The organism is Pseudomonas fragi, from assembly GCF_025426255.1.
Taxonomy (GTDB): Bacteria; Pseudomonadota; Gammaproteobacteria; order Pseudomonadales; family Pseudomonadaceae; genus Aquipseudomonas; species Aquipseudomonas kulmbachensis.
The window spans coordinates 2,426,810-2,448,437 of the sequence record NZ_CP104861.1 but is presented as its reverse complement, the minus strand read 5'-3'; the positions used below and the strand labels follow the sequence as shown (position 1 = coordinate 2,448,437).

General features: G+C 58.8%; 18 protein-coding genes and 2 pseudogenes. 11 read left to right on the top strand and 9 right to left on the bottom strand.

The features are described 5' to 3' along the window. The first annotated feature begins 115 nt into the window (after positions 1-115). Positions 116-1,355 (top strand): annotated as a pseudogene (locus N7D90_RS11155) (acyl-CoA dehydrogenase family protein). A gap of 38 nt (positions 1,356-1,393) precedes the next feature. On the opposite strand, the pseudogene N7D90_RS11150 reads toward N7D90_RS11155, so the two are convergent. The 6 genes and pseudogenes from N7D90_RS11150 to lysA form a co-directional block, all read right to left on the bottom strand. Continuing rightward, a pseudogene (locus tag N7D90_RS11150) lies at positions 1,394-1,546 on the bottom strand (aldehyde dehydrogenase family protein); the annotation flags it as partial. 133 nt (positions 1,547-1,679) lie between these two features. Continuing rightward, on the bottom strand, positions 1,680-3,044 hold the full coding sequence (locus N7D90_RS11145; RefSeq protein ID WP_261742211.1) for an MFS transporter: 1,365 nt from the start codon (positions 3,042-3,044) through the stop codon (positions 1,680-1,682). 327 nt (positions 3,045-3,371) lie between these two features. Further along, positions 3,372-4,073, bottom strand: a complete 702-nt coding sequence (locus tag N7D90_RS11140) for a FadR/GntR family transcriptional regulator (protein ID WP_261742210.1) — start codon at positions 4,071-4,073, stop codon at positions 3,372-3,374. 93 nt (positions 4,074-4,166) lie between these two features. Beyond that, positions 4,167-5,696 (bottom strand): UxaA family hydrolase, encoded by a 1,530-nt coding sequence (locus N7D90_RS11135; RefSeq protein ID WP_261742209.1) that lies wholly within the window; start codon positions 5,694-5,696, stop codon positions 4,167-4,169. 63 nt (positions 5,697-5,759) lie between these two features. Next, on the bottom strand, positions 5,760-6,770 hold the full coding sequence (locus N7D90_RS11130; protein ID WP_261742208.1) for a zinc-binding alcohol dehydrogenase family protein: 1,011 nt from the start codon (positions 6,768-6,770) through the stop codon (positions 5,760-5,762). Between the two features lie 234 nt (positions 6,771-7,004). Then, positions 7,005-8,321 carry a diaminopimelate decarboxylase gene (gene lysA / locus N7D90_RS11125; RefSeq protein ID WP_261742207.1) on the bottom strand — a complete coding sequence of 439 codons (1,317 nt, stop codon included), beginning with the start codon at positions 8,319-8,321 and terminating at the stop codon, positions 7,005-7,007. Between the two features lie 144 nt (positions 8,322-8,465). On the opposite strand from lysA, the gene N7D90_RS11120 reads away from it, so the two are divergent. Continuing rightward, positions 8,466-9,401 (top strand): LysR family transcriptional regulator, encoded by a 936-nt coding sequence (locus N7D90_RS11120; protein ID WP_261742206.1) that lies wholly within the window; start codon positions 8,466-8,468, stop codon positions 9,399-9,401. A 97-nt stretch (positions 9,402-9,498) separates the two neighbouring features. Here N7D90_RS11120 and N7D90_RS11115 read toward each other — a convergent pair whose 3' ends face one another. Together N7D90_RS11115 and N7D90_RS11110 are read right to left on the bottom strand one after the other, a co-directional pair. Next, a complete protein-coding gene (locus N7D90_RS11115; protein WP_261742205.1) occupies positions 9,499-11,703 on the bottom strand; it encodes an OsmC domain/YcaO domain-containing protein in 2,205 nt (734 codons plus the stop codon). A gap of 185 nt (positions 11,704-11,888) precedes the next feature. Continuing rightward, positions 11,889-12,887, bottom strand: coding sequence for a LacI family DNA-binding transcriptional regulator (locus N7D90_RS11110; protein ID WP_261742204.1), 999 nt, complete (start codon positions 12,885-12,887; stop codon positions 11,889-11,891). A gap of 131 nt (positions 12,888-13,018) precedes the next feature. Between N7D90_RS11110 and N7D90_RS11105 the strand changes: the two genes are divergently transcribed. Then, on the top strand, positions 13,019-13,177 hold the full coding sequence (locus N7D90_RS11105) for a hypothetical protein (RefSeq protein ID WP_261742203.1): 159 nt from the start codon (positions 13,019-13,021) through the stop codon (positions 13,175-13,177). Between the two features lie 139 nt (positions 13,178-13,316). Continuing rightward, positions 13,317-13,988, top strand: coding sequence for a GntR family transcriptional regulator (locus N7D90_RS11100; RefSeq protein WP_261742202.1), 672 nt, complete (start codon positions 13,317-13,319; stop codon positions 13,986-13,988). A gap of 138 nt (positions 13,989-14,126) precedes the next feature. On the opposite strand, the gene N7D90_RS11095 is transcribed toward N7D90_RS11100, so the two are convergent. Continuing rightward, positions 14,127-14,516: a UDP-glycosyltransferase family protein gene (locus N7D90_RS11095; protein ID WP_261742201.1), complete on the bottom strand. Its 390-nt coding sequence runs from the start codon at positions 14,514-14,516 to the stop codon at positions 14,127-14,129. A 312-nt stretch (positions 14,517-14,828) separates the two neighbouring features. Between N7D90_RS11095 and N7D90_RS11090 the strand changes: the two genes are divergently transcribed. The 7 genes from N7D90_RS11090 to N7D90_RS11060 all read left to right on the top strand — a co-directional run bounded on the left by N7D90_RS11090 (position 14,829) and on the right by N7D90_RS11060 (position 21,568). After that, a complete protein-coding gene (locus tag N7D90_RS11090; protein ID WP_261742200.1) occupies positions 14,829-15,647 on the top strand; it encodes a transporter substrate-binding domain-containing protein in 819 nt (272 codons plus the stop codon). Between the two features lie 10 nt (positions 15,648-15,657). Next, a complete protein-coding gene (locus N7D90_RS11085) occupies positions 15,658-17,430 on the top strand; it encodes an aconitase family protein (protein WP_261742199.1) in 1,773 nt (590 codons plus the stop codon). Then, positions 17,423-18,088 (top strand): amino acid ABC transporter permease, encoded by a 666-nt coding sequence (locus N7D90_RS11080; RefSeq protein WP_261742198.1) that lies wholly within the window; start codon positions 17,423-17,425, stop codon positions 18,086-18,088. Before N7D90_RS11085 ends, N7D90_RS11080 begins: the two co-directional genes overlap by 8 nt. A 10-nt stretch (positions 18,089-18,098) precedes the next feature. Beyond that, complete coding sequence (locus N7D90_RS11075) at positions 18,099-18,749, top strand: amino acid ABC transporter permease (RefSeq protein ID WP_261742197.1); 651 nt, start codon at positions 18,099-18,101, stop codon at positions 18,747-18,749. After that, positions 18,742-19,464 (top strand): amino acid ABC transporter ATP-binding protein, encoded by a 723-nt coding sequence (locus N7D90_RS11070; RefSeq protein WP_261742196.1) that lies wholly within the window; start codon positions 18,742-18,744, stop codon positions 19,462-19,464. Before N7D90_RS11075 ends, N7D90_RS11070 begins: the two co-directional genes overlap by 8 nt. Positions 19,465-19,473: 9 nt before the next feature. After that, positions 19,474-20,502: a trans-3-hydroxy-L-proline dehydratase gene (locus N7D90_RS11065; protein ID WP_261742195.1), complete on the top strand. Its 1,029-nt coding sequence runs from the start codon at positions 19,474-19,476 to the stop codon at positions 20,500-20,502. A gap of 148 nt (positions 20,503-20,650) precedes the next feature. Beyond that, positions 20,651-21,568 (top strand): dihydrodipicolinate synthase family protein, encoded by a 918-nt coding sequence (locus N7D90_RS11060; protein ID WP_261742194.1) that lies wholly within the window; start codon positions 20,651-20,653, stop codon positions 21,566-21,568. Positions 21,569-21,628 lie beyond the last annotated feature (60 nt).

Sequence of the window (21,628 nt, the reverse complement as noted above, 5' to 3'; positions counted from 1 at the left end):
TCGCACGGCCTGTAAAACGGCTTTTACATCGCCAGGCACGACCTGTGCACTGACAGCAGTACGCAACAGATCGACCGCGCTGTTGCGTCTCTTGCCTTCCAAAAGGAGTTGCACCATGACAGTCCAGCAACAACACCTGCCACGCCCCCTCTCCACCGGTACTGACTACCAGGCCCTGGCCGAGCGCTTCCGGCCGATCTTTGCACGCATCGCCGCTGGTGCACTGGAACGCGAGCAAAGCCGCAGCCTGCCCTTTGAACAAGTGAAATGGCTGAAGGAAGCCGGCTTTGGCGCTGTGCGTGTGCCAACCCCGTACGGTGGCGCAGGCGCTTCCCTGCCCCAACTGTTTGAATTATTGATCGAGTTGGCCGAAGCGGACTCCAATCTGCCACAGGCGTTGCGCGGTCACTTTGCCTTTGTCGAAGACCGCCTCAATGCCCAAGCCGACGCACCACAGGACACCTGGTTCAAGCGTTTTGTCGAGGGTGAGCTGGTGGGCAATGCCTGGACCGAAATCGGCAGTGTCAAGATCGGCCAGGTCGGCACTCGTGTCTCGCGTCTGGGCGAACACTGGGTGGTCAATGGCACCAAGTACTACAGCACCGGTAGCATCTTCGCTGATTGCGATCGACCTCTATGCCCAGCGCGATGACAACGGTGCCGACGTGATTGCCGCCGTCCGCGTGCAACAACCGGGCATCACGCAGAGCGACGATTGGGATGGCTTTGGCCAGCGCACCACCGGTAGCGGCACCTCGGTATTCGAAAACGTCGTGGTGGAGCCCGAAAACCTGCTCGACTTCGCCACCCGTTTCAAGTACCAAACGGCCTTCTATCAACTGGTGCTGTTGGCGGTTCAGACCGGTACCGGCCGTGCCGCGGTGCGCGACATCACGGAAGAAGTGCGCACACGCACGCGCATCTTCAGCACCGGCAATGCCAGCCACGTCAGCCAGGACGTCCAGGTGCAGCAAGTGGTAGGAAAGGCATCGGCGCAGGTCTATGCCGCACGCGCCACCACCCTGCGCGCGGCGACCGCCTTGCAGATAGCGTATGAAAGCCGCTTCGCCCATGACGAAGTCGCAGAACGCGAGGCCAACATCGCGGCCGAACTGGAATCGGCCCAGGCCCAAGTGGTGATCGCCGACCTTGTGCTGCGCGCCACCAGTGACCTGTTCAACGCCCTCAGCGCCTCGGCCACCAGCACTGGCAAGGCCCTCGATCGTCACTGGCGCAACGCCCGCACTGCGGCCTCGCACAACCCGATCATTTACAAGGAACGCATTATCGGCGACTGGGAAATCAACAATACCGAGCCGCCCTACGTCTGGCAGATCGGCGCTGGATCGAAGTAAGCCGACATCACGCGGGTGCCAGATACCTCACCAACTAATCATCTGTAATCAGCCTCAAGACAAAACAGATCGAAATCACCTGCAGACGACGGTCGAGCAGGTGAACGGACCGCTCTTTCCAGGTATTCGTCAAACCCCGACTCCCCCCACTCACGCCCATTACCCGACTGCTTATAGCCGCCAAACGGCGCGGCTGCGCTCAAGGGTTGTCGAGGTCGCGCAGTAAACCCTCTCTGGCGCCTTACCGGCAGCACCAGATGCAGGTATTTCTTCATCGGGCGCTGTGATCAACATTGACTATTTAATTGGCAGAGCCTGACCCCTTCAGCTCTGTTCCGGGCTCTGCATCAGGCGCAAACCACTGGCCAGCGCGCCCGCCAGGGCAAAAGCGCAGCCCAGCCACAGCGCGTATTGCGGACCGCTGTCCGTAGACAGGTGAAAACACAACGCCACCAGTGACGCGCCGAGCGTTTGCCCCATCAGCCGCGAGGTGGCGACGATGCCACTGGCACCGCCACTGCGGGCCATCGGGGCGCTGGTCATGATTGCCTTGAGGTTAGGTGACTGGAAGAAACCAAAACCGGCACCGCACAAGGCCATGCGCCAACCGATGTCAAAGGTCGAAGCGTTGTTGCTCAACAGCGCCAGGGACGCCATGCCCGCGCTCAACATCAGCAGCCCGGTCCCGCACAGCAGCGCCAGCGACACCCGGTCCGCCAAGCGCCCGGCAATCAGCGCCATGACTGCCACCACCGCAGGCCAGGGCGTCATCAGAAACCCCGTGGCCACCTGGCTGTGGCCGAGCCCCATCTGCAACAGAAAAGGCAGCGACACAAATGCCAAGCCCTGGGCGCTGAACGCGCAAATGGCAGTCAGGGAGGACAAGGCGAACAGCGGCCGCTTGAACAGATCAATCGCCAGCATCGGCGCTGGATGCCCGGCCTGGCGCCGCATCAGCCATAGCCCACACGCCAGCGCCACGCCGATCAGGCCCAGACTCAACCCTCCCTCGCCCCCGTGCACCGATGAGCCCAAGCCCAGTACCAGCAAGGCGAACAGCCCGGCACACAGGATCGCGGCCAGACGGTCGAAGGTGTGCCCGCTGATGGGGATTACCGGCAATGAACGCAGCCCGAGAACAACGGCCAGCAGGCCCAGCGGCACATTGATCAGGTACAACCAATGCCAGGTGGTTACGGACAGGATCGCCGACGCTGCCGTCGGCCCCAAGGTAAAGGCCAGCCCCACCACCAGTGAGTTATAGCCCAGCCCACGGCCAAGAATTTTCGCCGGGTAGATATGCCGCAACAGCGCGATGTTCACGCTCATGATCGCCGCCGCGCCCAAGCCCTGTACCACTCGCGCTGCTGTGAGCGTCGGCAGTGACCAGGCCAGACCGCAGAACAGTGACGCTACGATAAATACCAGCAGGCCGCCGAGAAACACCCTTCGATGACCCAAAACGTCACTGAGCGCGGCGAAAGGCAGTACCGCAGCAATGGTCGCCAGTTGGTAGGCATTGACCACCCAGATAACTGAGGCAGAGTCAGTGCCGATGCCTTCGGCCAGGGTCGGCAGCGCCGTATTGACGATGGCGGTATCCAGGGTCGCCATGCCGATCCCCAGGGAGATCGCGATGACCGCTGGCAAGCGTGTATTACTGGGCAACCCATCGGCAACTGAAGGCATGGTCAATCCGCACACAGGATAAAGGCGTCTAGATTAAGGGCTCCAGCGGTTTTTTTCAGCTGGTAATTGCGCGATTTCATCTGCCGACAGGGAACGCAGGCCTTGGTAGCCGCTGCCGCAGGAACGAGGCTGAATTCGGTTGCGAGGCAATCGTAAAATCAAGGCCCCTTGTCTGACTGATACACCGCGCTGCCTGAATTCACGACGGCTGCGCCGCCGGACGCAGCCTCGTTCCTACGGCAGCGGCTAGAGGATTTTCGTAACGAGCCTTGCATTTCAGCCGCCCGCCACTGCACGTGTTCGAGCATGTATTCGATGTGTGTGAGGCTAGGGAGCCTCCAGCGCCCCCAACCAACGCGCTTCGGAACACAGTAAATGCTGGCGCATGGCAGTCTGGGCAGCAATGACGTCCTTGCATTCCAGCGCGTGCAAGATCGCTTCATGTTCGATCACTGCGGCATCCCAGGTGCCGTGGTTTTCCGAGCGCTCGCTAAGGTGCGCAGAAATTGGACTGTGACGCTCATCGAACAGCGAAGTTATGATCCTTACCAACGCTGAGTTACCGGTCATTTTTGCCAGGCGGTGGTGAAACTTGCGGTCGTCTTCCAGCGGTGGGCGATTGGCTTCGATGCTCGCACGCATGGCCTCGATGCAATCCTTGAGGTAACGGTAGTCGCTTTTTTTCCCATGCATGCACGCCAGCACCACCGCCTCGCCTTCGATCAGCGCCCGTGCCTGCATCAGTTCGGACGGGCTCTCGCCGAGCGTAACCGTTCGTGCGCCACCCTCGCGCAAGCGTGCAGCGACGTAGACGCCCGACCCCATCCTGATCTCGATGCTGCCTTCAATTTCCAAAGCAATCAGCGCTTCTCGCAGCGACGGTCGCGATACACCGAGCAACTGCGTCAGGTCGCGCTCAGGAGGCAAGCGCATGCCTACCTTGAAGTCACCCTGAACGATGTATTCACGCAACCGGTCGGCGATTTTCTGGTAGAGCTTGCGCTCTGAAGACGCAAAGGAAGAGACCATCGAGGCAGAGTCCGAGAAATGATGCCAAAGGCTACCACAGCGGTCGAGGCGCATTGCACTAACCTCGGTGCTGGGGCCTTTGGCTTGTTGGTCTCACATCACCGCGCCGATTTGCCAGGGCACAAACTCGTTGTCACCCATGTCGTTTTCTTCACTGCAGGTTTTGCGCCCAGAGGCTGTTGCGAGCATGAGTTCGAACAAGCGTGCGCCCGCTTCGGCCACCGATTCTTCACCGTCGACAATCCCTCCGGCATTGAAATCCATGTCCAATGACATGCGTTGAAACAGCCGGGTGTTGGTGGCGATTTTCAGTGACGGGGTGGGTTTGCAACCATAGGTCGATCCACGCCCGGTAGTGAAGCAAATCAGGCTCGCCCCGCCCGCTACCTGGCCAGTGGCCGACACCGGGTCGTACCCGGGAGTGTCCATGAACACCAGGCCTTGGTGCTCGACCCTCTCGGCATATTCATACACCCCCATCAGGCCTGTAGAACCGGCCTTGGCCACTGCGCCGAGAGATTTTTCGAGAATGGTGGTGATACCTCCAGCCTTGTTCCCAGGCGATGGATTGTTGTTCATGTCGCCGTGATGCTGGCGTACGTACTCCTCCCACCAATGAATCCGCCCCATCAGTTTGTCGGCTATCGGCGCCGAGGCCGCGCGGGCCGTCAGCAAGTGCTCGGCACCATAAATCTCAGGGGTTTCCGAGAGGATCGCAGTACCGCCATGACGCACCACCAAGTCAACTGCCGCACCCAGCGCCGGGTTGGCGGTGATCCCGGAATAACCGTCCGAGCCACCGCACTGCAGGCCAACAATGAGGTGGCTGGCCGACACGCTGCTGCGTTGCTGGCTGTTAACCTGCGCGAGCATGGCCCGTACCAGACCGATGCCACGCTGCACCGTTTCACGGGTGCCCCCCGCGTCCTGGATCACCAGACTGGCCTTGAGTACTGCGGTTCGGTCGGCCAACTGCTCCATCAGCGGGGCCAGTTGATTGACTTCACATCCCAGACCGATGACCAGCACACCCGCGAAATTCACATGATCGGCATAGCCGCGAAGTGTGCGCTTGAGGATCTCGATACCTTCGCCCTTGGCCCCCATGCCGCAGCCGCTGCCGTGGGTAATGGCGACCACGCCGTCAACATTGGGGTAATCGCGCAGAAACCCGGCATCGAACGCCGCAGTAATTTGTTTGCACACGGTGGCCGAGCAATTGACGCTGGAAATTACCCCGATGTAATTGCGCGTACCGACACGACCGTCTGCACGAACATAGCCAGCAAAACGAGCCTGGTCAGTGTGGTAAACGGTGGGCTGGTAGACGTTGGCCAACGAGTGGGTGGAACTGGCCAGCGGCATCTGCAGGTTGTGCACGTGAACATGCTCACCGGGACGCAGATCGCTGCTTGCCTGGCCGATGATCTGGCCATATTTGCGTACCGGCTGTCCCTGGGCCACATCGCGCAGGGCGATTTTATGTCCCGACGGGATATCGGCCAGCGCGGTCACGCACAGGCCATCGGCACACAGTAGCTGGCCACAGGCGATATCGCCGCGTGCAACCGCGACGTCATCACCTGCAGTCAGTACCAGTAATGATGAGTTAGCAGGGTTCATGGTGGTTCCTCAACGGTTCAGGTGCGCTGCTCAGGCCTTGGCGGCAGAGGCAGCGCCACGCTCCTAGCACTCGATAATGGCTTTGACCACGCCTTGCTGCGGGTCCAGCAGAGTGGTGAACCGGGTGGCAACTTCGCTAAGCGGGATGCGGTGGGTGTTGAGTGCCTGATCCGGGATCAAACCGTCACGCAGGCATTGCTCGACATAGCGGAAGTCTTCAACGGTGGCATTGCGACTGCCCATCAGGGTGGCTTCGCGCTTGTGGAACTCAGGGTCGGAGAAGGTAATCGAGTCACGCACCACCGAGATCATCACGTAAGTGCCGCCGTGGGCGATAAATTCAAAGCCGCGCTCCATCGCCCGGGCGTTGCCGGTGGCATCGAACACCACGTCATAGAAATCGCCTTCAGTCAGCTCGGCCAGCGCCTCTTTATCACCTTCGCCAATTTTCACTGCCGCGTGAATATTCAAGTGCTTACGGCAAAAATCCAGGCGGTCGTCACGGGTATCGAGCACGGTGACCACAGCCCCGCGCAGCCCGGCAAATATTGCCGCCGCCATGCCTATCGGCCCGGTGCCGACTACCAGCGTACGCTGCCCGGCCTGGAGGTTGGAGCGGCGCACTGCATGGGCACCGATGGACAAAAACTCGATCATTGCCGCTTGGTCCAGCGAAACCCCCACGGCCTTGTGGATGAACTGATGGGCGACGCTCAGGTATTCGGTAAAGGCGCCATCACAGTGCACACCGAGCACCTGGATACGGGTGCAGCAGTTGGTCTTGCCCTGGCGGCAGGCGATGCAAGAGCCACACGAGATGTAGGGCATTACGTAGACAACATCCCCAGCGACCAGGCCACTGCCCTCGTCACTGGCTTCGACGATCCCGGAAAACTCGTGCCCCATTACCCGCGGGTACTCCAGAAACGGCTGGTTGCCGGTGAAAATGTGCAGGTCAGTGCCACACACCCCCACCCGCTTGATTCTGATCAGGGTTTCGCCGGGCTGGCGGTCAGGCATCGGGCTTTCGATAGCGGTGAGCGAGCGCGGCTCGTTACAGATCACAGTCAGCATTTTTTATTCTCCGTCGTTAGTGCAAGGGCTAACGGGTATTGGCGAGACGAGTGAGGGGGGGCAAACAAGGGGGGCGCAGCAACGCAGGGAGCAAGACAGGGCATCTGGATCTCCTATTGTTGTTGGCTGGCTTGAGTGCCGCCTGGATGATCACGCCTCGAAAACTACACGCAGGAAAAAATATTGGCAAGACCAATTTATTATTTATCTTAATTGGCCTTACCAGATAGATCCTCAGCCAATAGCATCCATCTCCCTGGCAACCAGATCCTCAAAGCGCTCTCTGTGACGCACGATCCGATACTCCTCGCCTATGACCAGCACTTCAGCCGGGCGAACTTTCGAGTTGTATTGGCTGGCCATGCTCATGGCGTAAGCACCTGCCGAAAAAATGGCCAGGGTGTCACGCTCCGAAAGTATTGGCAGAGGTCGCGACAACGCAAAAAAGTCGCCGGTTTCACAAATCGGCCCCACTACATCCACGGGCGATAGCGTGGCGTGTGAATCGGACTTCGAAGAAGTGCTCAGGTGTGTCCAGTGCCCGCTGAAATGCCCATATCGGATCGGCCACATGGCATGGTGTGCGCCGTAAAGCGTGGGCCGGAGCAAGATATTCATGCCCGCATCGACAATCACAATCTGCCGATCCCAGCCCTCCTTGATGTATTCGACACGCGTCAACAGCACACCAGCATTGGCGCTGATAGAGCGGCCGGGCTCGATCACGAACCGCACCCCCCGCGCCTTGAGCCCCAGTAGCCGCTGAGAAATAATCCGCCCCATTTCCTGCAACGAAATGCTCGCGCAATCAGAGGCCTCATAAATGGCCGCAAAGCCACCGCCAATATTGATAGTTTCGACAGTGGCGCCTGCCTGCTCCACCTCATCCAGCAGTTTCTCGATGACATCAATGCAAGCCAGATAAGACGCGCTGTCATGGATAGGCGAACCAATGTGTGCATGGATTCCGACAACGTCGACGTTGCCGTACAACCCTGGCGCGTAAAGACGTGCCGAACGTGTCACCGGAATGCCGAACTTGGTTTGACGCCCTCCTGTGGCGGTTTTCTGCGGCGTATCGCGATCCGCCACATCGGGATTGATCCGGATTGAAACCCTGGCCCTGCAGCCGTACTGAGCGGCAATCGCATCGATCCTCGCCAGTTCACCCTCAGACTCGACATTGAACTGATAGATCCCTGCCTGCAGTGCATAGGTGATCTCTTGCACAGACTTGCCCACGCCTGCAAACACAATGGTTTCAGGGCGAGCACCGGCCAACAGCGCACGGTAGATTTCGCCCCCGCTGACCACATCCAGCCCCGCCCCCTGCTCAACCAGAAGCTTCAGGATGCTCAAATTGCTGCAGCTTTTGACCGAAAAACAAATCAGCGGGTCAATCGTTTGAAAAGCGTCACGCATGCTCTTTAAATGCGCCGCCAGGGTACTCGTGGAATAGACAAACAACGGCGTACCCAACTTTTCAGCCAGGACTTCCAAGTCCACCCCTTCGGCATGCAAAACACCTTGCTTGTAACTGAAACCATCCATTGGAACCTCTCTGAAAATCAGCGGGCATACTTGCTTGCCTGCCATTTTCTGCAAGGTTCAGATAGATTAAAAATACTACTTTATACGTAATCAATTCATATCTGATATGGTCAAAAACTCACCATTACCGAGGCAAGGATCGCCATGGCGTCGCTGAACTTCAGGCATATCGAGATATTCTGGGCGGTCATGACAGCCGGTAGCGCTACCGCCGCAGCGGCCCTGTTGCGCACCTCACAACCGACCATCAGTCGAGAACTGGGCAGGCTGGAGTCGCTGACCGGCTTGACCTTGTTCAAGCGCACCAATGCCAGGCTGGTCCCGACTGAACAGGCGCTACTGCTCTTCGATGAGGTCAAGAGGTCTTACTTCGGCCTGGAACGGATCGTCAAGGCAGCTGACGCCATTCGCCAGTACCGGCACGGGCAAATCAGCATCGTTTGCCTGCCAGCTTTCTCCCAGGCAGTGGCGCCCAAGGTCTGCAAACATTTCCTGGATCAATACCCCGCAGTGGGAATCAGCATTACGCCCCAGGATTCGCCGTTGCTCAACGAGTGGCTTTCTTCGCAGCGTTTTGATCTGGGACTGATAGAAGACAACAGCGCTCCCCTGGGCACCGATCTGGAGACCATCTTCACCTCGGATATCGTCTGTATCCTGCACACCGGGCACCCGCTGTGTGCCAAGGCGGTTCTGTACCCCGAAGACTTTGAGCACCAGCCGTTCATTTCTCTGGCGAGCAACGATCCCTATCGCAACAAGATCGACAGTTTATTCGACAGTTCGGGGATCAGCAGGCAATTGGTCGTTGAAACGCACAGCGCAGCGGCAGTTTGCGCAACGGTAGCCCTGGGGGTAGGCATTTCCATTATCAACCCGCTCACGGCACTGGCCTACGCGAAGCTCGGGTTGGAAATTCGCAGGCTGTCACTTTCCATTCCGTTCACCGTCAGTGTGGTGCGCCCCCTGCATCGCCCCTACTCTCCATTGGTCGATAACTTCATCAGTTCATTGAAGCATTGCTGCCTGGAGCTGAGCGATCAATTGCGATCCATCATTGACAGCGATGCCTTGGCATAACTGACTGACCGGCTTGTTGTCATCGCGAGCAAACCCGCTCCCACAGTGGTTATTTAAACCTTGTGGGCGCGGGCTTGTTCGCGATGGCAACGTCAGATCAATCCGACAGGCCCACCGCCTTGGCCCGTGCCGAATGCAGTTTTTTGTAGCTGTCGATCAACCGCAGGTGCCTGTCGAGCCCTTCCAGCTTCATGCTGGTAGGTGTCAGGCCATGGAAACGCACGCTGCTTCGCACCGAGCCGATCGCCGCGTCCATCCGTTCGTTGCCGAACATGCGACGAAAGTTGACCTCGTAGTCTTCCAGTTCCAGGTCTTCGTCCAGTTCCATTTCCAGCACCGCATTCACGGCCTGGTAGAACAAACCACGATCAACGGTGTTGTCGTTGTACTGGAGGAACATTTCCACCGCTTCTTTTGCCTCTTCATACTGCTTGAGGGCAAGGTAGATCAGCAGCTTCAGCTCCAGGATCGTCAGCTGACCCCAGGCGGTATTGTCGTCAAACTCGATGCCGATCAAGGTGGTTATATCGGTGTAGTCATCCAGCTCGCTTTCAACCAGACGCTCAACCAGCGCTTTCAGCTCTTCTTCGTCGAGGCGGTGCAGGTTCAGAATATCGGCGCGGAAGAACAGCGCTTTGTTGGTGTTATCCCAAATCAGATCGTCAGCCGGGTAGATTTCCGAATAGTCCGGTACCAGGATGCGACAGGCCTTAGCCCCGAGATGCTCGTACACCGCCATATACACTTGCTTGCCCATGCCCTCGAGAATGCCGAACAAGGTCGCGGCTTCTTCGGCGTTGGCGTTTTCACCCTGGCTGGTGAAGTCCCATTCAACGAATTCGTAATCGGATTTTGAGCTGAAAAAGCGCCATGACACCACACCGCTGGAGTCAATAAAGTGCTCGACGAAATTATTCGGCTCAGTCACCGCATGACCTTCGAAAGTCGGCTGGGGCAGATCGTTCAGGCCTTCAAAACTGCGCCCCTGAAGCAACTCGGTCAGGCTTCGTTCCAGCGCCACTTCCAGGCTTGGGTGGGCACCGAACGAGGCGAAAACACCGCCGGTACGCGGGTTCATCAAGGTGACGCACATCACCGGAAATTCACCGCCCAGGGACGCATCCTTGACCAGCACAGGAAACCCCTGCTCTTCCAGTGCCTGGATCCCGGCAACAATGGCCGGGTACTTGGCCAGCACCTCTTGCGGCACATCCGGCAAGGCGAACTCACCTTCAATGATTTCGCGTTTTACCGCACGCTCAAAGATCTCCGACAGGCACTGCACCTGAGCTTCAGGCAGGGTATTGCCGGCGCTCATGCCGTTGCTCAGGAACAGGTTTTCGATCAGGTTGGACGGGAAATACACCACCTCGCCATCCGACTGACGCACGAACGGCAGCGAACAGATGCCGCGTTCTTCATTACCGGAGTTGGTGTCGATCAGATGCGAGCCACGCAGCTCGCCTTCGCGGTTGTAAATCTTCAGGCAGTACTCATCAAGAATCTCGCTCGGCAGCGCGTCCTTGGCCCCCGGCTTGAACCAACGCTCTTCCGGGTAATGCACGAACGCTGCATTAGCGATTTCTTCGCCCCAGAACTGATCGTTGTAGAAGAAGTTGCAATTAAGACGCTCGATAAACTCACCCAATGCCGACGCCAGCGCGCCTTCCTTGGTCGCGCCCTTACCGTTGGTAAAACACATCGGCGATTGCGCATCGCGGATGTGCAGCGACCACACATTGGGGACGATATTGCGCCACGAAGCGATTTCGATTTTCATGCCCAGGCCAGCCAGAATGCCGGACATATTGGCGATGGTTTGCTCCAGCGGCAGATCCTTGCCTGCAATGTAAGTGCCGGTCTCTGAATCGGAAACGGGCATCAGCAGCGCCTGGGCATCGGCGTCGAGGTTTTCCACCTCTTCAATCACAAACTCAGGGCCCGCTTGCACGACCTTCTTTACGGTGCAGCGGTCGATGGAACGCAAAATGCCCTGACGGTCCTTTTCAGAGATATCTGCCGGCAGTTCGACCTGAATCTTGAAAATCTGGTTGTAGCGGTTTTCCGGGTCAACAATGTTGTTCTGCGACAGGCGGATGTTTTCCGTGGGAATGTTGCGGGTCGCGCAGTACAACTTTACGAAATACGCCGCACACAACGCCGACGAAGCCAAAAAGTAGTCGAATGGGCCTGGAGCCGAACCATCGCCTTTGTAGCGAATCGGTTGATCGGCAACGACCGTGAAATCATCGAACTTGGCTTCAAGTCGAAGGTTGTCGAGAAAGTTGACCTTAATTTCCATGCGGGATTACCAGAATAACGAGCTAAACAAAATGGCGGCCATTATCCGATTTTTCGGCAGCAAGTGTTGCGCTTTTCAGAAATGAACCCGCCTGCGACAGCGTCCGCCCTTCAAATCGGACGATCCACAGCGGCTGAATCGCCTGCTGCAGCACTCGGACTGAAAGCCGACAAGTGAAGGGGCTGCTACAGGGACAGGCGCTCCACCAGCGGGCAACCCACCCTGTGGGTGAAGGGTTCGTCCTTGCTCTCGATCAGATGCAGAGCTGCACGCTGACCCATTGCGTAATAGGGCAATTGCACAGTGGTCAATGGGGGATAGAACAGCTCTGCAACGCCCACCATATTGTCGAAACCGAGCACGGCAATGTCAGCCGGAATTTTCAGGCCCTGGCCGAGCAGAAACTGGTAGGCGATCAGGGCAATACGATCATTGCCGCAAATCAGCAGATCAAAACCGGGCACTGAGGGCGACTCAGCCAACTGCCGGCTGAGCTCGCTGATGACTTCTTCATAGCCATCATCCGCGGACAGGTCGTATTGCTGGATGCTGTCCAGGGCAAGCCCGGCCTCCTCAAGGGCGCGCGCCAAACCTTGCTGGCGCAGTTGCCAGGCCATGCTGTGGCGCGGCAGATTGATGCACAGCGGGCGTCGATAGCCGCGCTGCAACGCCAGACGCACGCCCTGGTACTGGCCGTCTTCATCATCCGGGACATAGCACGCCACATCAGGACTGCTGCTCAAGCAGTTGCTCAGCACCAAAGGGTAATCGCGCAACACTGCGGGAATATCCAACTCACGCAATTGCATGGCACTGAACACAATCCCGTCAGGTCGATGGGACAGCATCAGGTCGATGGTTTGCTGGTTTGGAGGGGTTTCGAAGACGTTGATGATAAACACGCTCCAACCGTTCTCCCGCGCCGTGCGCTCCAGTGCCAGCAGCATGTCCACGGCGAAAGGCGTGGTTGCGGTGTCAAGGGCGAAAACGCCGATTGTCTTGCTGCTGGAAAGACCGCCGCGCATCTTGCGTGCAGACTCGCTGGGTACATAACCCAGGGTCTCGATGGCCTGGCGCACTGTGGCCAGGGTTTCTGCGTTGAGTTTTTGCGGGGTATTGATCGCTCGGGACACGGTCATCAGGGAGACCCCTGCCAATCGTGCGACATCTTTAACCGAAGCCATTTACAGCTGCCCTTGTGTGATTCTCTGTGCATGAGTCATATCGACCCGGAGCATGACATCAAGCCTGCAGTGGCGCAAACCGCAGCAGGGCAGCCGACTTGCGGCCAGGCGCCCTGCCCGGAAACGGCGGCTTGCAAGCACCAAAAAAACCGGTTGCTGCGAACGTGCTGCCAGTAGACCTGAACGACGGTGCCGCAGACAGCGAGTTCAACGTGCGCCAGACCTACTCCAAACTCGACCATTTGGCGTCGTTCCAGAACAGCCCGATGTTTCGTGATGCACGGCTGTAGGCAGGCAAGCGCCACGACCTGGATAATGACGCGGGTGCAAGCCCGCCCGCACAAAAATCAGACCTGGCCGACCATCGGCACAAGGAATACCCTATGTTTTTCGTATACCATATCTTTTTTCCAGCGAACGATGACCGCCGTGGCCCACCCAAAATTTAATGCTCCCGACTTGGGCAACTCCCCTTCCACGTCGGAAATCATCACCCTGCACCTGCGTGATGCCATCGTTGCCGGGCACTTCGCTGAAGACGAGCCGATCCGTCAGGACGATATCGCCCGCCAGTTCAATGTCAGCAAAATCCCGGTGCGCGAAGCCCTCAAACGCCTCGAAGCTGAAGGGCTGGTGATGTTCCAGCGTAATCGCGGAGCCATGGTCACGCGGATTTCCGAGGTGGAACTGGCACAGATGTTCGAAGTGCGCATGCTACTTGAAGACAAGTTGCTGCGCCTGGCCATTCCTAACATGACCGAAGACACCTTCGCCCGCGCCGAGCGCATCTGCCAGGAATTTGTCGGCGAAGATGATGTGGGGCGCTGGGCCGAACTCAACTGGGAACTGCACGCCTGCCTTTACGAGCCTGCGCAGCGCCCGTTCATGATCAGCCTGATCCGTTCGGTCAATGACAAGCTTGAACGCTACCTGCGTATCCAGATGAGTTTATCGGCAGGCAAGCACCGCGCCGATCACGAACACCGCGAGATTCTCGACGCCTGCCGTGCCGGTGATGTAGAGCGGGCGGTCAAATTGCTCGACGAGCACATTGCCGGTGTATGCAAAACCCTGTTTGAGCATTTGCCGCAGAGCCATTGACCTGCGCAAGGACCAAACACCTGTAGATACTCTGTTCCAGATCAAGCCCTTAGTGGGAGCGAGCCTGCTCGCGAATGATTTTCGCGAGCAGGCTCGCTCCCACGGTTGAAGTATCTCTGTACGCTCCTCAGGCAGGTTTCAGTAAACCGTGATAGCCAGATCAATCCCCAATATGTGCATGCGGGCAAGCGTGCCGAAACAGAGCGGGTAAGTCAGGCTGTGCGATAACTCATCACTTCGAAAACCGATATCCATTGTTTTTTGCGTACAGGCTTGCCACAGGGGTTTCAGCGCTTGCGGGAGCTGCTCAACAGCATCAAGCAGCACATTGATGCTCTCTTCAGGTGTGTCGTAACTACCCTGCGGGCCAAAACTTTCCAAAACCACTCTATGGCCAACACCTTCGAAATAAGAATCTTGCAAACAACTGACCGGACAATTGTCCTCATGCTCCGGCGCCATGGCCTGCGCGAGTAAAGTCAGGTCAACAGGAGCCGTCAGTAGCAAGTCTGTATTGATGTAGCTCACGATGGTTCACGCTCTCAAGAAATCCCCTCGCGCCCATACTGCCTAAAGCCAAAGCCATAACCAATACCGCAAAATGCCACTAAGTGTTCCCTTGTGGGGCATTTCCTACGGCAATGCTCCCTTCTGTAACACCACCCTGCTACCCGGCCATCCCTCCTGCTCCTGAGTGCCATCACACAAGCCAGCAAAAACCTCATTCGCGAACTAATTGCGGGCCTGTAGGAAAAATCGGCACATGATTTGCTAAACAAATATCGTATACGAAATTCTCAATACGACATTTAACAGCACTTCAACGACTTCGAGGCTTCTATGAAAAACCCCGTATTTGCCGTAGCCCTCAGCGCTGTTCTCAGTACCTCCTTTATTGCCACCGCCCAGGCCGACAAGCTTGATGACATTATTGGCTCGGGCAAACTGCGCTGCGCCGTGACCCTGGACTTCCCGCCGATGGGTTCGCGTGATGCCGCCAACAAGCCGGTAGGCTTCGATGTGGACTACTGCAACGACCTGGCGAAAGTACTCGGAGTCGATGCCGAAATTGTCGAAACACCTTTCCCCGACCGTATCCCGGCGCTGGTCTCGGGTCGCGCCGACGTTATCGTGGCATCCACCTCGGACACCCTGGAGCGCGCCAAAACCGTTGGCCTGAGCATTCCGTACTTCGCATTCCAGATGGTGGTGCTGACCCGCGACGATACCGGCATCAACAGCTTCGCCGACCTCAAAGGCAAGGCACTGGGCAACACCAGCGGCACTTATGAAGCCATCGCCCTGGAAAAAGACGTGAAAAACTGGGGCAGCGGCTCGTTCCGTGCCTATCAGTCGCAAAACGACACCTTGTTGGCCGTTGCCCAAGGCCATATTGAAGCCACCGTCGTCACCAATACCGTGGCCGCAGCTACCCTTAAATCAGGCAAGTACAAAAACCTCAAAGTCGCCGGTAACGCGCCTTACGTGGTTGATTACGTGTCCCTGGGCGCCAAGCGCAACGAGTACGGCCTGCTCAACTACCTCAACCTGTTCGTCAACCAGCAAGTACGCACCGGACGCTACAAGGAGCTGTGGGTCAAATGGGTCGGTACCGAGATTCCACCGGCTGATCTGACCGTACCTCACGTCTACTACTGAGGTATCCAGCATGTCCGGGAAAAGTTCTCTTGCCGGTCGCAGCCTGGTTGATGGCGCGGCCTTTGGCCCTTTGCTGTACGCCGATGTCGGCCTGAGTTTCTGGGGCGGCGTCGACCCGTTCAGTGGTGAGGTGATTGACCGTCACCACCCGCTCAGCGGGCAATGCCTGGCTGGCCGGATACTGGCAATTCCAAGCGGGCGCGGCTCCTGTACCGGCAGCAGCGTGATGATGGAATTGATCAGCAACGGCCACGCCCCCGCCGCACTGGTGCTGGCTGAAGCCGATGAGATCCTGACCCTTGGCGTGCTGGTGGCCCGGACCCTGTTCGAACGTTCCCTGCCGGTGCTGTGCATCGGCAAGGAAGCGTTTGGCGCCTTGCGCGGCAAAGCGTTCGCCAGGGTCGACGGCACACACCTGAGCCTGTTCGACTCGGTGCCTGACGACACCACATCAGAACCGCTCAGCGATGTACCCACTACAGATTCCGCTACCCCGATTGAGCTGACCGAGCACGATCGGGCACTGCTCGACGGTAGTTACGGAAAGGCGGCCCAAGTCGCGATGCAAATCGTGCTGCGCATGGCGCAACTACAAGGTGCCGGGCAACTGATTGACATTACCCAGGCCCATATCGACGGCTGCATTTATACCGGGCCTGCGAGCCTGCGCTTTGCCCAGCAACTGGTTGAATGGGGCGCCAAGGTACGAGTGCCCACCACTCTTAATTCGATTTCCGTAGACCAGCGGCGCTGGCGTGAACTGGGCATAGACCCGGCGCTCGGCGTGCCGGCCAGTGCGCTGGGCGATGCGTATATGGCCATGGGCGCGCAACTGAGCTTCACCTGCGCGCCTTACCTGCTCGACAGCGCGCCCAAGGCGGGCGAGCAGATCGTCTGGGCCGAATCCAACGCGGTGGTTTACGCCAACAGCGTGCTTGGCGCACGCACGCTCAAATACCCCGACTATCTGGATATTTGCATCGCCCTCACCGGCCGTGCGCCGTTGATTGGTTGCCATCTGGAAAGTCAGCGCAAGGCCCGTCTGCACGTCGAGTTACCGCCACTGGCCAACCTCGACGACGCCTTCTACCCCCTGCTCGGCTATCACATTGGAGCCCTGGCCGGCAGCCGCATCCCGCTGGTTTCAGGACTGGAGCAGCAGCACCCGGACCACGACGACCTCAAAGCCTTCGGCGCGGCCTTTGCCACCACCAGCGCTGCACCGCTGTTTCATATCGCAGGCGTTACACCCGAAGCGCTGAATCCGGAGCAGGTAGTGGATGGCCCGTTACCGGTGATCAAGATCAGCCTGCAGGACTTGCGGCTGAGCTGGCAGGAACTCAACAGTGCCCGCGACCCCAAGGTGGATGTGGTGTCGCTGGGCAACCCGCACTTCTCCCTCAGCGAATTCGCCCATTTGGCACGCCTGTGTCAGGGCCGCCAGCGCCACCCGGAGGTGGTGCTGGCGATCACCTGTGGTCGCGCCATCCTGGAACAAGCTCGCGCAGCCGGGTATATCGCCGTGCTCGAAGCCTTCGGCGCCACGCTGGTTAGCGATACCTGCTGGTGCATGCTCGGTGAGCCGGTGATCCCGCCTGCCGCCAGAAACCTGATGACCAATTCGGGTAAATACGCCCATTACGCCCCCGGCCTGGTGGGGCGCAAGGTGCATTTCGCCAGCCTCGCCGAGTGTGTGGATGCGGCATGCAGCGCCACGGCCAGCGGTCGCTTGCCGTTGTGGCTGCAAACCACTGCCTCACTGGAGAACCCTGCCCATGTTTGACTACACCTTCCAATGGCGCTCTGCCCTTCGGGCCTTGCCCGACATGCTCGCAGGCGCTGTGGTCACCTTCGAGACCGCCGCACTGTCGATGATTTTCGGCGTGCTGATCGCCCTGGCCCTGACGGTGATGCGCGAAACCAAAAACCCGCTGTTGCGCGGCGTTGGCAATGCCTGGGTATCCATTGCCCGCAATACCCCGTCGCTGTTCCAGATTTATGTCCTGTACTTCGGTCTCGGCTCCCTAGGCCTGCATGTCAGTTCATGGATCGCTCTGTTGGCCGGGATCACGTTCAACAACGCAGGCTACCTGGCGGAAAACTTTCGCGGCGGCCTCAAAGCCGTGCCCGATACCCAGATCCGCGCGGCACGCTCACTGGGCATGAGTGCGTTTCAGACCTACCGCATGATCGTGGTTCCGCAACTGTTGCGCATTGTCTTCTACCCGCTGACCAACCAGATGGTCTGGGCCGTGCTGATGACCTCACTGGGGGTGATCGTGGGGCTCAACAATGACCTCACTGGCGTGACTCAGGACTACAACGTCAAAACGTTCCGCACCTTCGAATACTTCGCCATTGCCGCGGTGCTGTATTACCTGATTGCCAAAGCGATCGTTGCAGTAGCCCGGCTGATGGCCTGGCGACTGTTCCGTTACTGAGGACTCACCCATGTTTTCCACCAGTTTTACCTGGAACGACTTTTTGTTTTTGCTGGACGGGGCCTGGGTCACCCTGCAACTGACAACCTGGGCAATTTTGCTCGGCACCGTTGCCGGGTTGTTGTTCGGTCTGCTGCGCGCCTTGCTGCCACGAGCCAGCCTGCCGCTGGCCTGGGTGCTGGATGTGTTTCGCAGCGTGCCGTTGCTGATCCAGTTTGTGTTGTTCAACTCGCTCAAAAGCATTGTCGGCCTGAACATCAGCGCCTTCAGCGTCGGGTGCATCGTGCTTGGGGTTTACGCCGCCGCGTACTTCACCGAAATCGTGCGCAGCGGTGTGCTCGCGGTGCCATTTACCACGCGCCGGGCCAGCCGCTCGCTGGGCCTGAGCTACTTGCAGGACCTGCGTTACATCGTGCTGCCCATCGCCATGCGGGTGGCCTTTCCCGGCTGGCTCAACCTGGTGCTCAGTGTGATGAAAGACACCGCCCTGGTGATGTGGATCGGCATCGTTGAACTGCTGCGCGCCTCGCAAACCATCGTCACTCGTATTCAGGAACCGATGCTGGTGTTGTGCATCGCGGGCCTTATCTATTACGTCATGAGCCTGGTGGTTGCCCGCCTTGGCGCTCGCCTGGAAAAAAGGTGGCAAGAAAATGATTGAGATCGACAACGTCCACAAATCCTTCGGCGAACTTGAAGTGGTCAAGGGCGTGAGCCTGACCGTCAACAAGGGCGAAGTGGTATCGATTATCGGCGGCTCAGGCTCCGGCAAGTCGACCCTGTTGATGTGCATCAATGGCCTGGAACCGATCCAGAAAGGCCATATCCGCGTCGACGGCATCGAAGTCCACGACCGCGCCACCAACCTCAACCACCTGCGGCAGAAAATCGGCATCGTGTTCCAGCAATGGAACGCCTTCCCGCACCTGACCGTGCTCGAAAACGTGATGCTCGCGCCGCGCAAGGTACTGGGCAAAAGCAAGGCCGAAGCCGAGGCGCTGGCCGTGCAGCAACTGACCCATGTGGGCCTTGGCGACAAGCTTAAAGCTTTCCCCGGCAAGCTCTCCGGCGGCCAGCAACAGCGCATGGCGATTGCCCGCGCCCTGGCCATGTCACCGGACTACATGCTGTTCGACGAAGCCACCTCGGCCCTCGACCCGCAGTTGGTGGGCGAGGTGCTGGACACCATGCGCATGCTCGCCGAAGACGGCATGACCATGGTCCTGGTCACTCACGAAATCCGTTTTGCGCGGGATGTGTCCGACCGTGTGGCGTTCTTTCGCAATGGCCTGGTGCACGAAATCGGCACCCCCGATCAAGTCATCGGCAACCCTGTGCACGCGGAAACCGCGGCGTTCCTCAAATCGGTCAAATAGGAGCAGAACATGCGTTCATCGAAGGTCATTCATGTGGTCAGCTGTCACGCCGAGGGCGAGGTCGGTGACGTGATCGTTGGCGGTGTGGCGCCGCCACCCGGGGCTACGGTGTGGGAGCAGTCACGCTGGATTGCCCAGGACGAAACCCTGCGCAACTTCGTCCTCAATGAACCTCGCGGCGGCGTGTTCCGTCACGTCAACCTGTTGGTGCCAGCCAAGGATCCACGGGCACAAATGGCCTGGATCATCATGGAGCCGGCCGACACGCCGCCGATGTCGGGTTCCAACTCCATCTGCGTGTCCACCGTACTGCTCGACAGCGGCATTTTGCCGATGACCGAACCGCAAACCCGGCTGGTGCTCGAAGCCCCTGGCGGGCTGATCGAAGCGGTTGCCGATTGCCGCGACGGCAAGGTGCAGCGGGTCGAGATCAAGAACGTACCCTCCTTCGCTGACCGTCTGGATGCCTGGATCGAAGTGCAAGGCCTGGGCTCGATCAAGGTCGACACCGCCTATGGCGGCGACAGCTTCGTGCTCGCCGATGCCAAGGAACTGGGCTTTTCCATCAGCCCGGATGAAGCCAAGGACATCGTCGAAGTCGGCTTGAAGATCACCCGCGCCGCCAACGAGCAACTGGGCTTCGTCCACCCGCTGAACCCGGACTGGTCGCATATCTCCTTCTGCCAGATCGCCGCCCCCGTGGTGTATGAAAACGGTATTGCCAGCGGCGCCAACGCCGTAGTGATCCGTCCGGGCAAGATTGACCGCTCCCCCTGCGGTACCGGTTGCTCGGCACGCATGGCGGTGTTGCAGGCCAAGGGCGTGCTGAAGGTTGGGGATCGTTTTGTGGGGCGCTCGATCATCGGCTCCGAGTTCCATTGCCGCATCGACTCCATGACCGAAGTCGCCGGGCGCGCAGCGATCTACCCGTGCATTTCAGGCCGTGCCTGGATTACCGGCACCCACCAGCACCTGCTCGACCCAAGCGACCCGTGGCCGCAGGGCTATCGCCTTTCCGATACCTGGCCGGGGGCCTGAACAACTGGAACCAGATACACCCTGTAGGAGCGAGCCTGCTCGCGAAGGTCGTTATCGCGAGCAGGCTCGCTCCCACAATTGGAATTTGTACAAAACGCTCGAAATTAATCGTATACGAAATACCATTATAAAACCGGAGGCAACAAACATGAGCAAGCGCATCAACTGGAGTGGCGTCTTCCCTGCGGTGACCACTCAATTCAACGATGACTTCACCATCAACCTGGACAAGACCCACCAGGTGATTTCCAACGTGATCCGTGACGGCGTCTCGGGCCTGGTGGTGTGCGGTTCGGTGGGGGAAAACACCTCGTTGACCGCCGAAGAGAAAATCGCCGTGACTGAAGTCGCGGTGGACGCCTCCCGCGGTCGGGTGCCGGTGATCTGCGGCGTGGCCGAATTCACCAGCGTGCAAGCCGCCAAGGTGGCCAACGCGGTGCGCAAGGTCGGCGTCGATGGCGTCATGCTGATGCCCGCGCTGGTCTATGGCTCCAAGCCCTTCGAAACCGCCGAGCATTACCGCTACGTGGCCAAAAACGCCGACGTGCCGCTGATGGTCTACAACAACCCGCCCATCTACAAAAACGACGTAACCCCCGAAATCCTGATTTCCCTGGCCGATTGCGACAACGTGGTGTGCTTCAAGGACTCCTCGGGTGATACCCGCCGCTTTATCGATATTCGCAATGAAGTCGGCGACCGCTTTGTGCTGTTTGCGGGCCTCGACGACGTGGTCCTCGAAAGCCTCGCGGTGGGTGCCGAAGGCTGGGTATCGGGTATGTCCAACGTGTTCCCAAAAGAAGGCGAAACCATCTTCCGTCTGGCCAAGGCCGGGCGTTTTGCCGAAGCCATGCCGATCTATGAGTGGCTGATGCCGATCCTGCACCTGGACGCCCGCGCCGACCTGGTGCAGTGCATCAAGCTGTGTGAAGCGATTGCCGGTCGCGGCAGCGCGCTGACCCGCCCACCGCGTTTGGCCCTGCCCCGGGAAGATCGTGAATTTGTCGAGCGGATCATGGCCAAGGCTCTGGCCAACCGTCCGCATCTGCCCGATGTCGGTCTTTGATTGATTGCCGGGGCGGGCGTTTGAGCGACCGCCCCGGCCCACCTGTTTTCACGGCCCTAC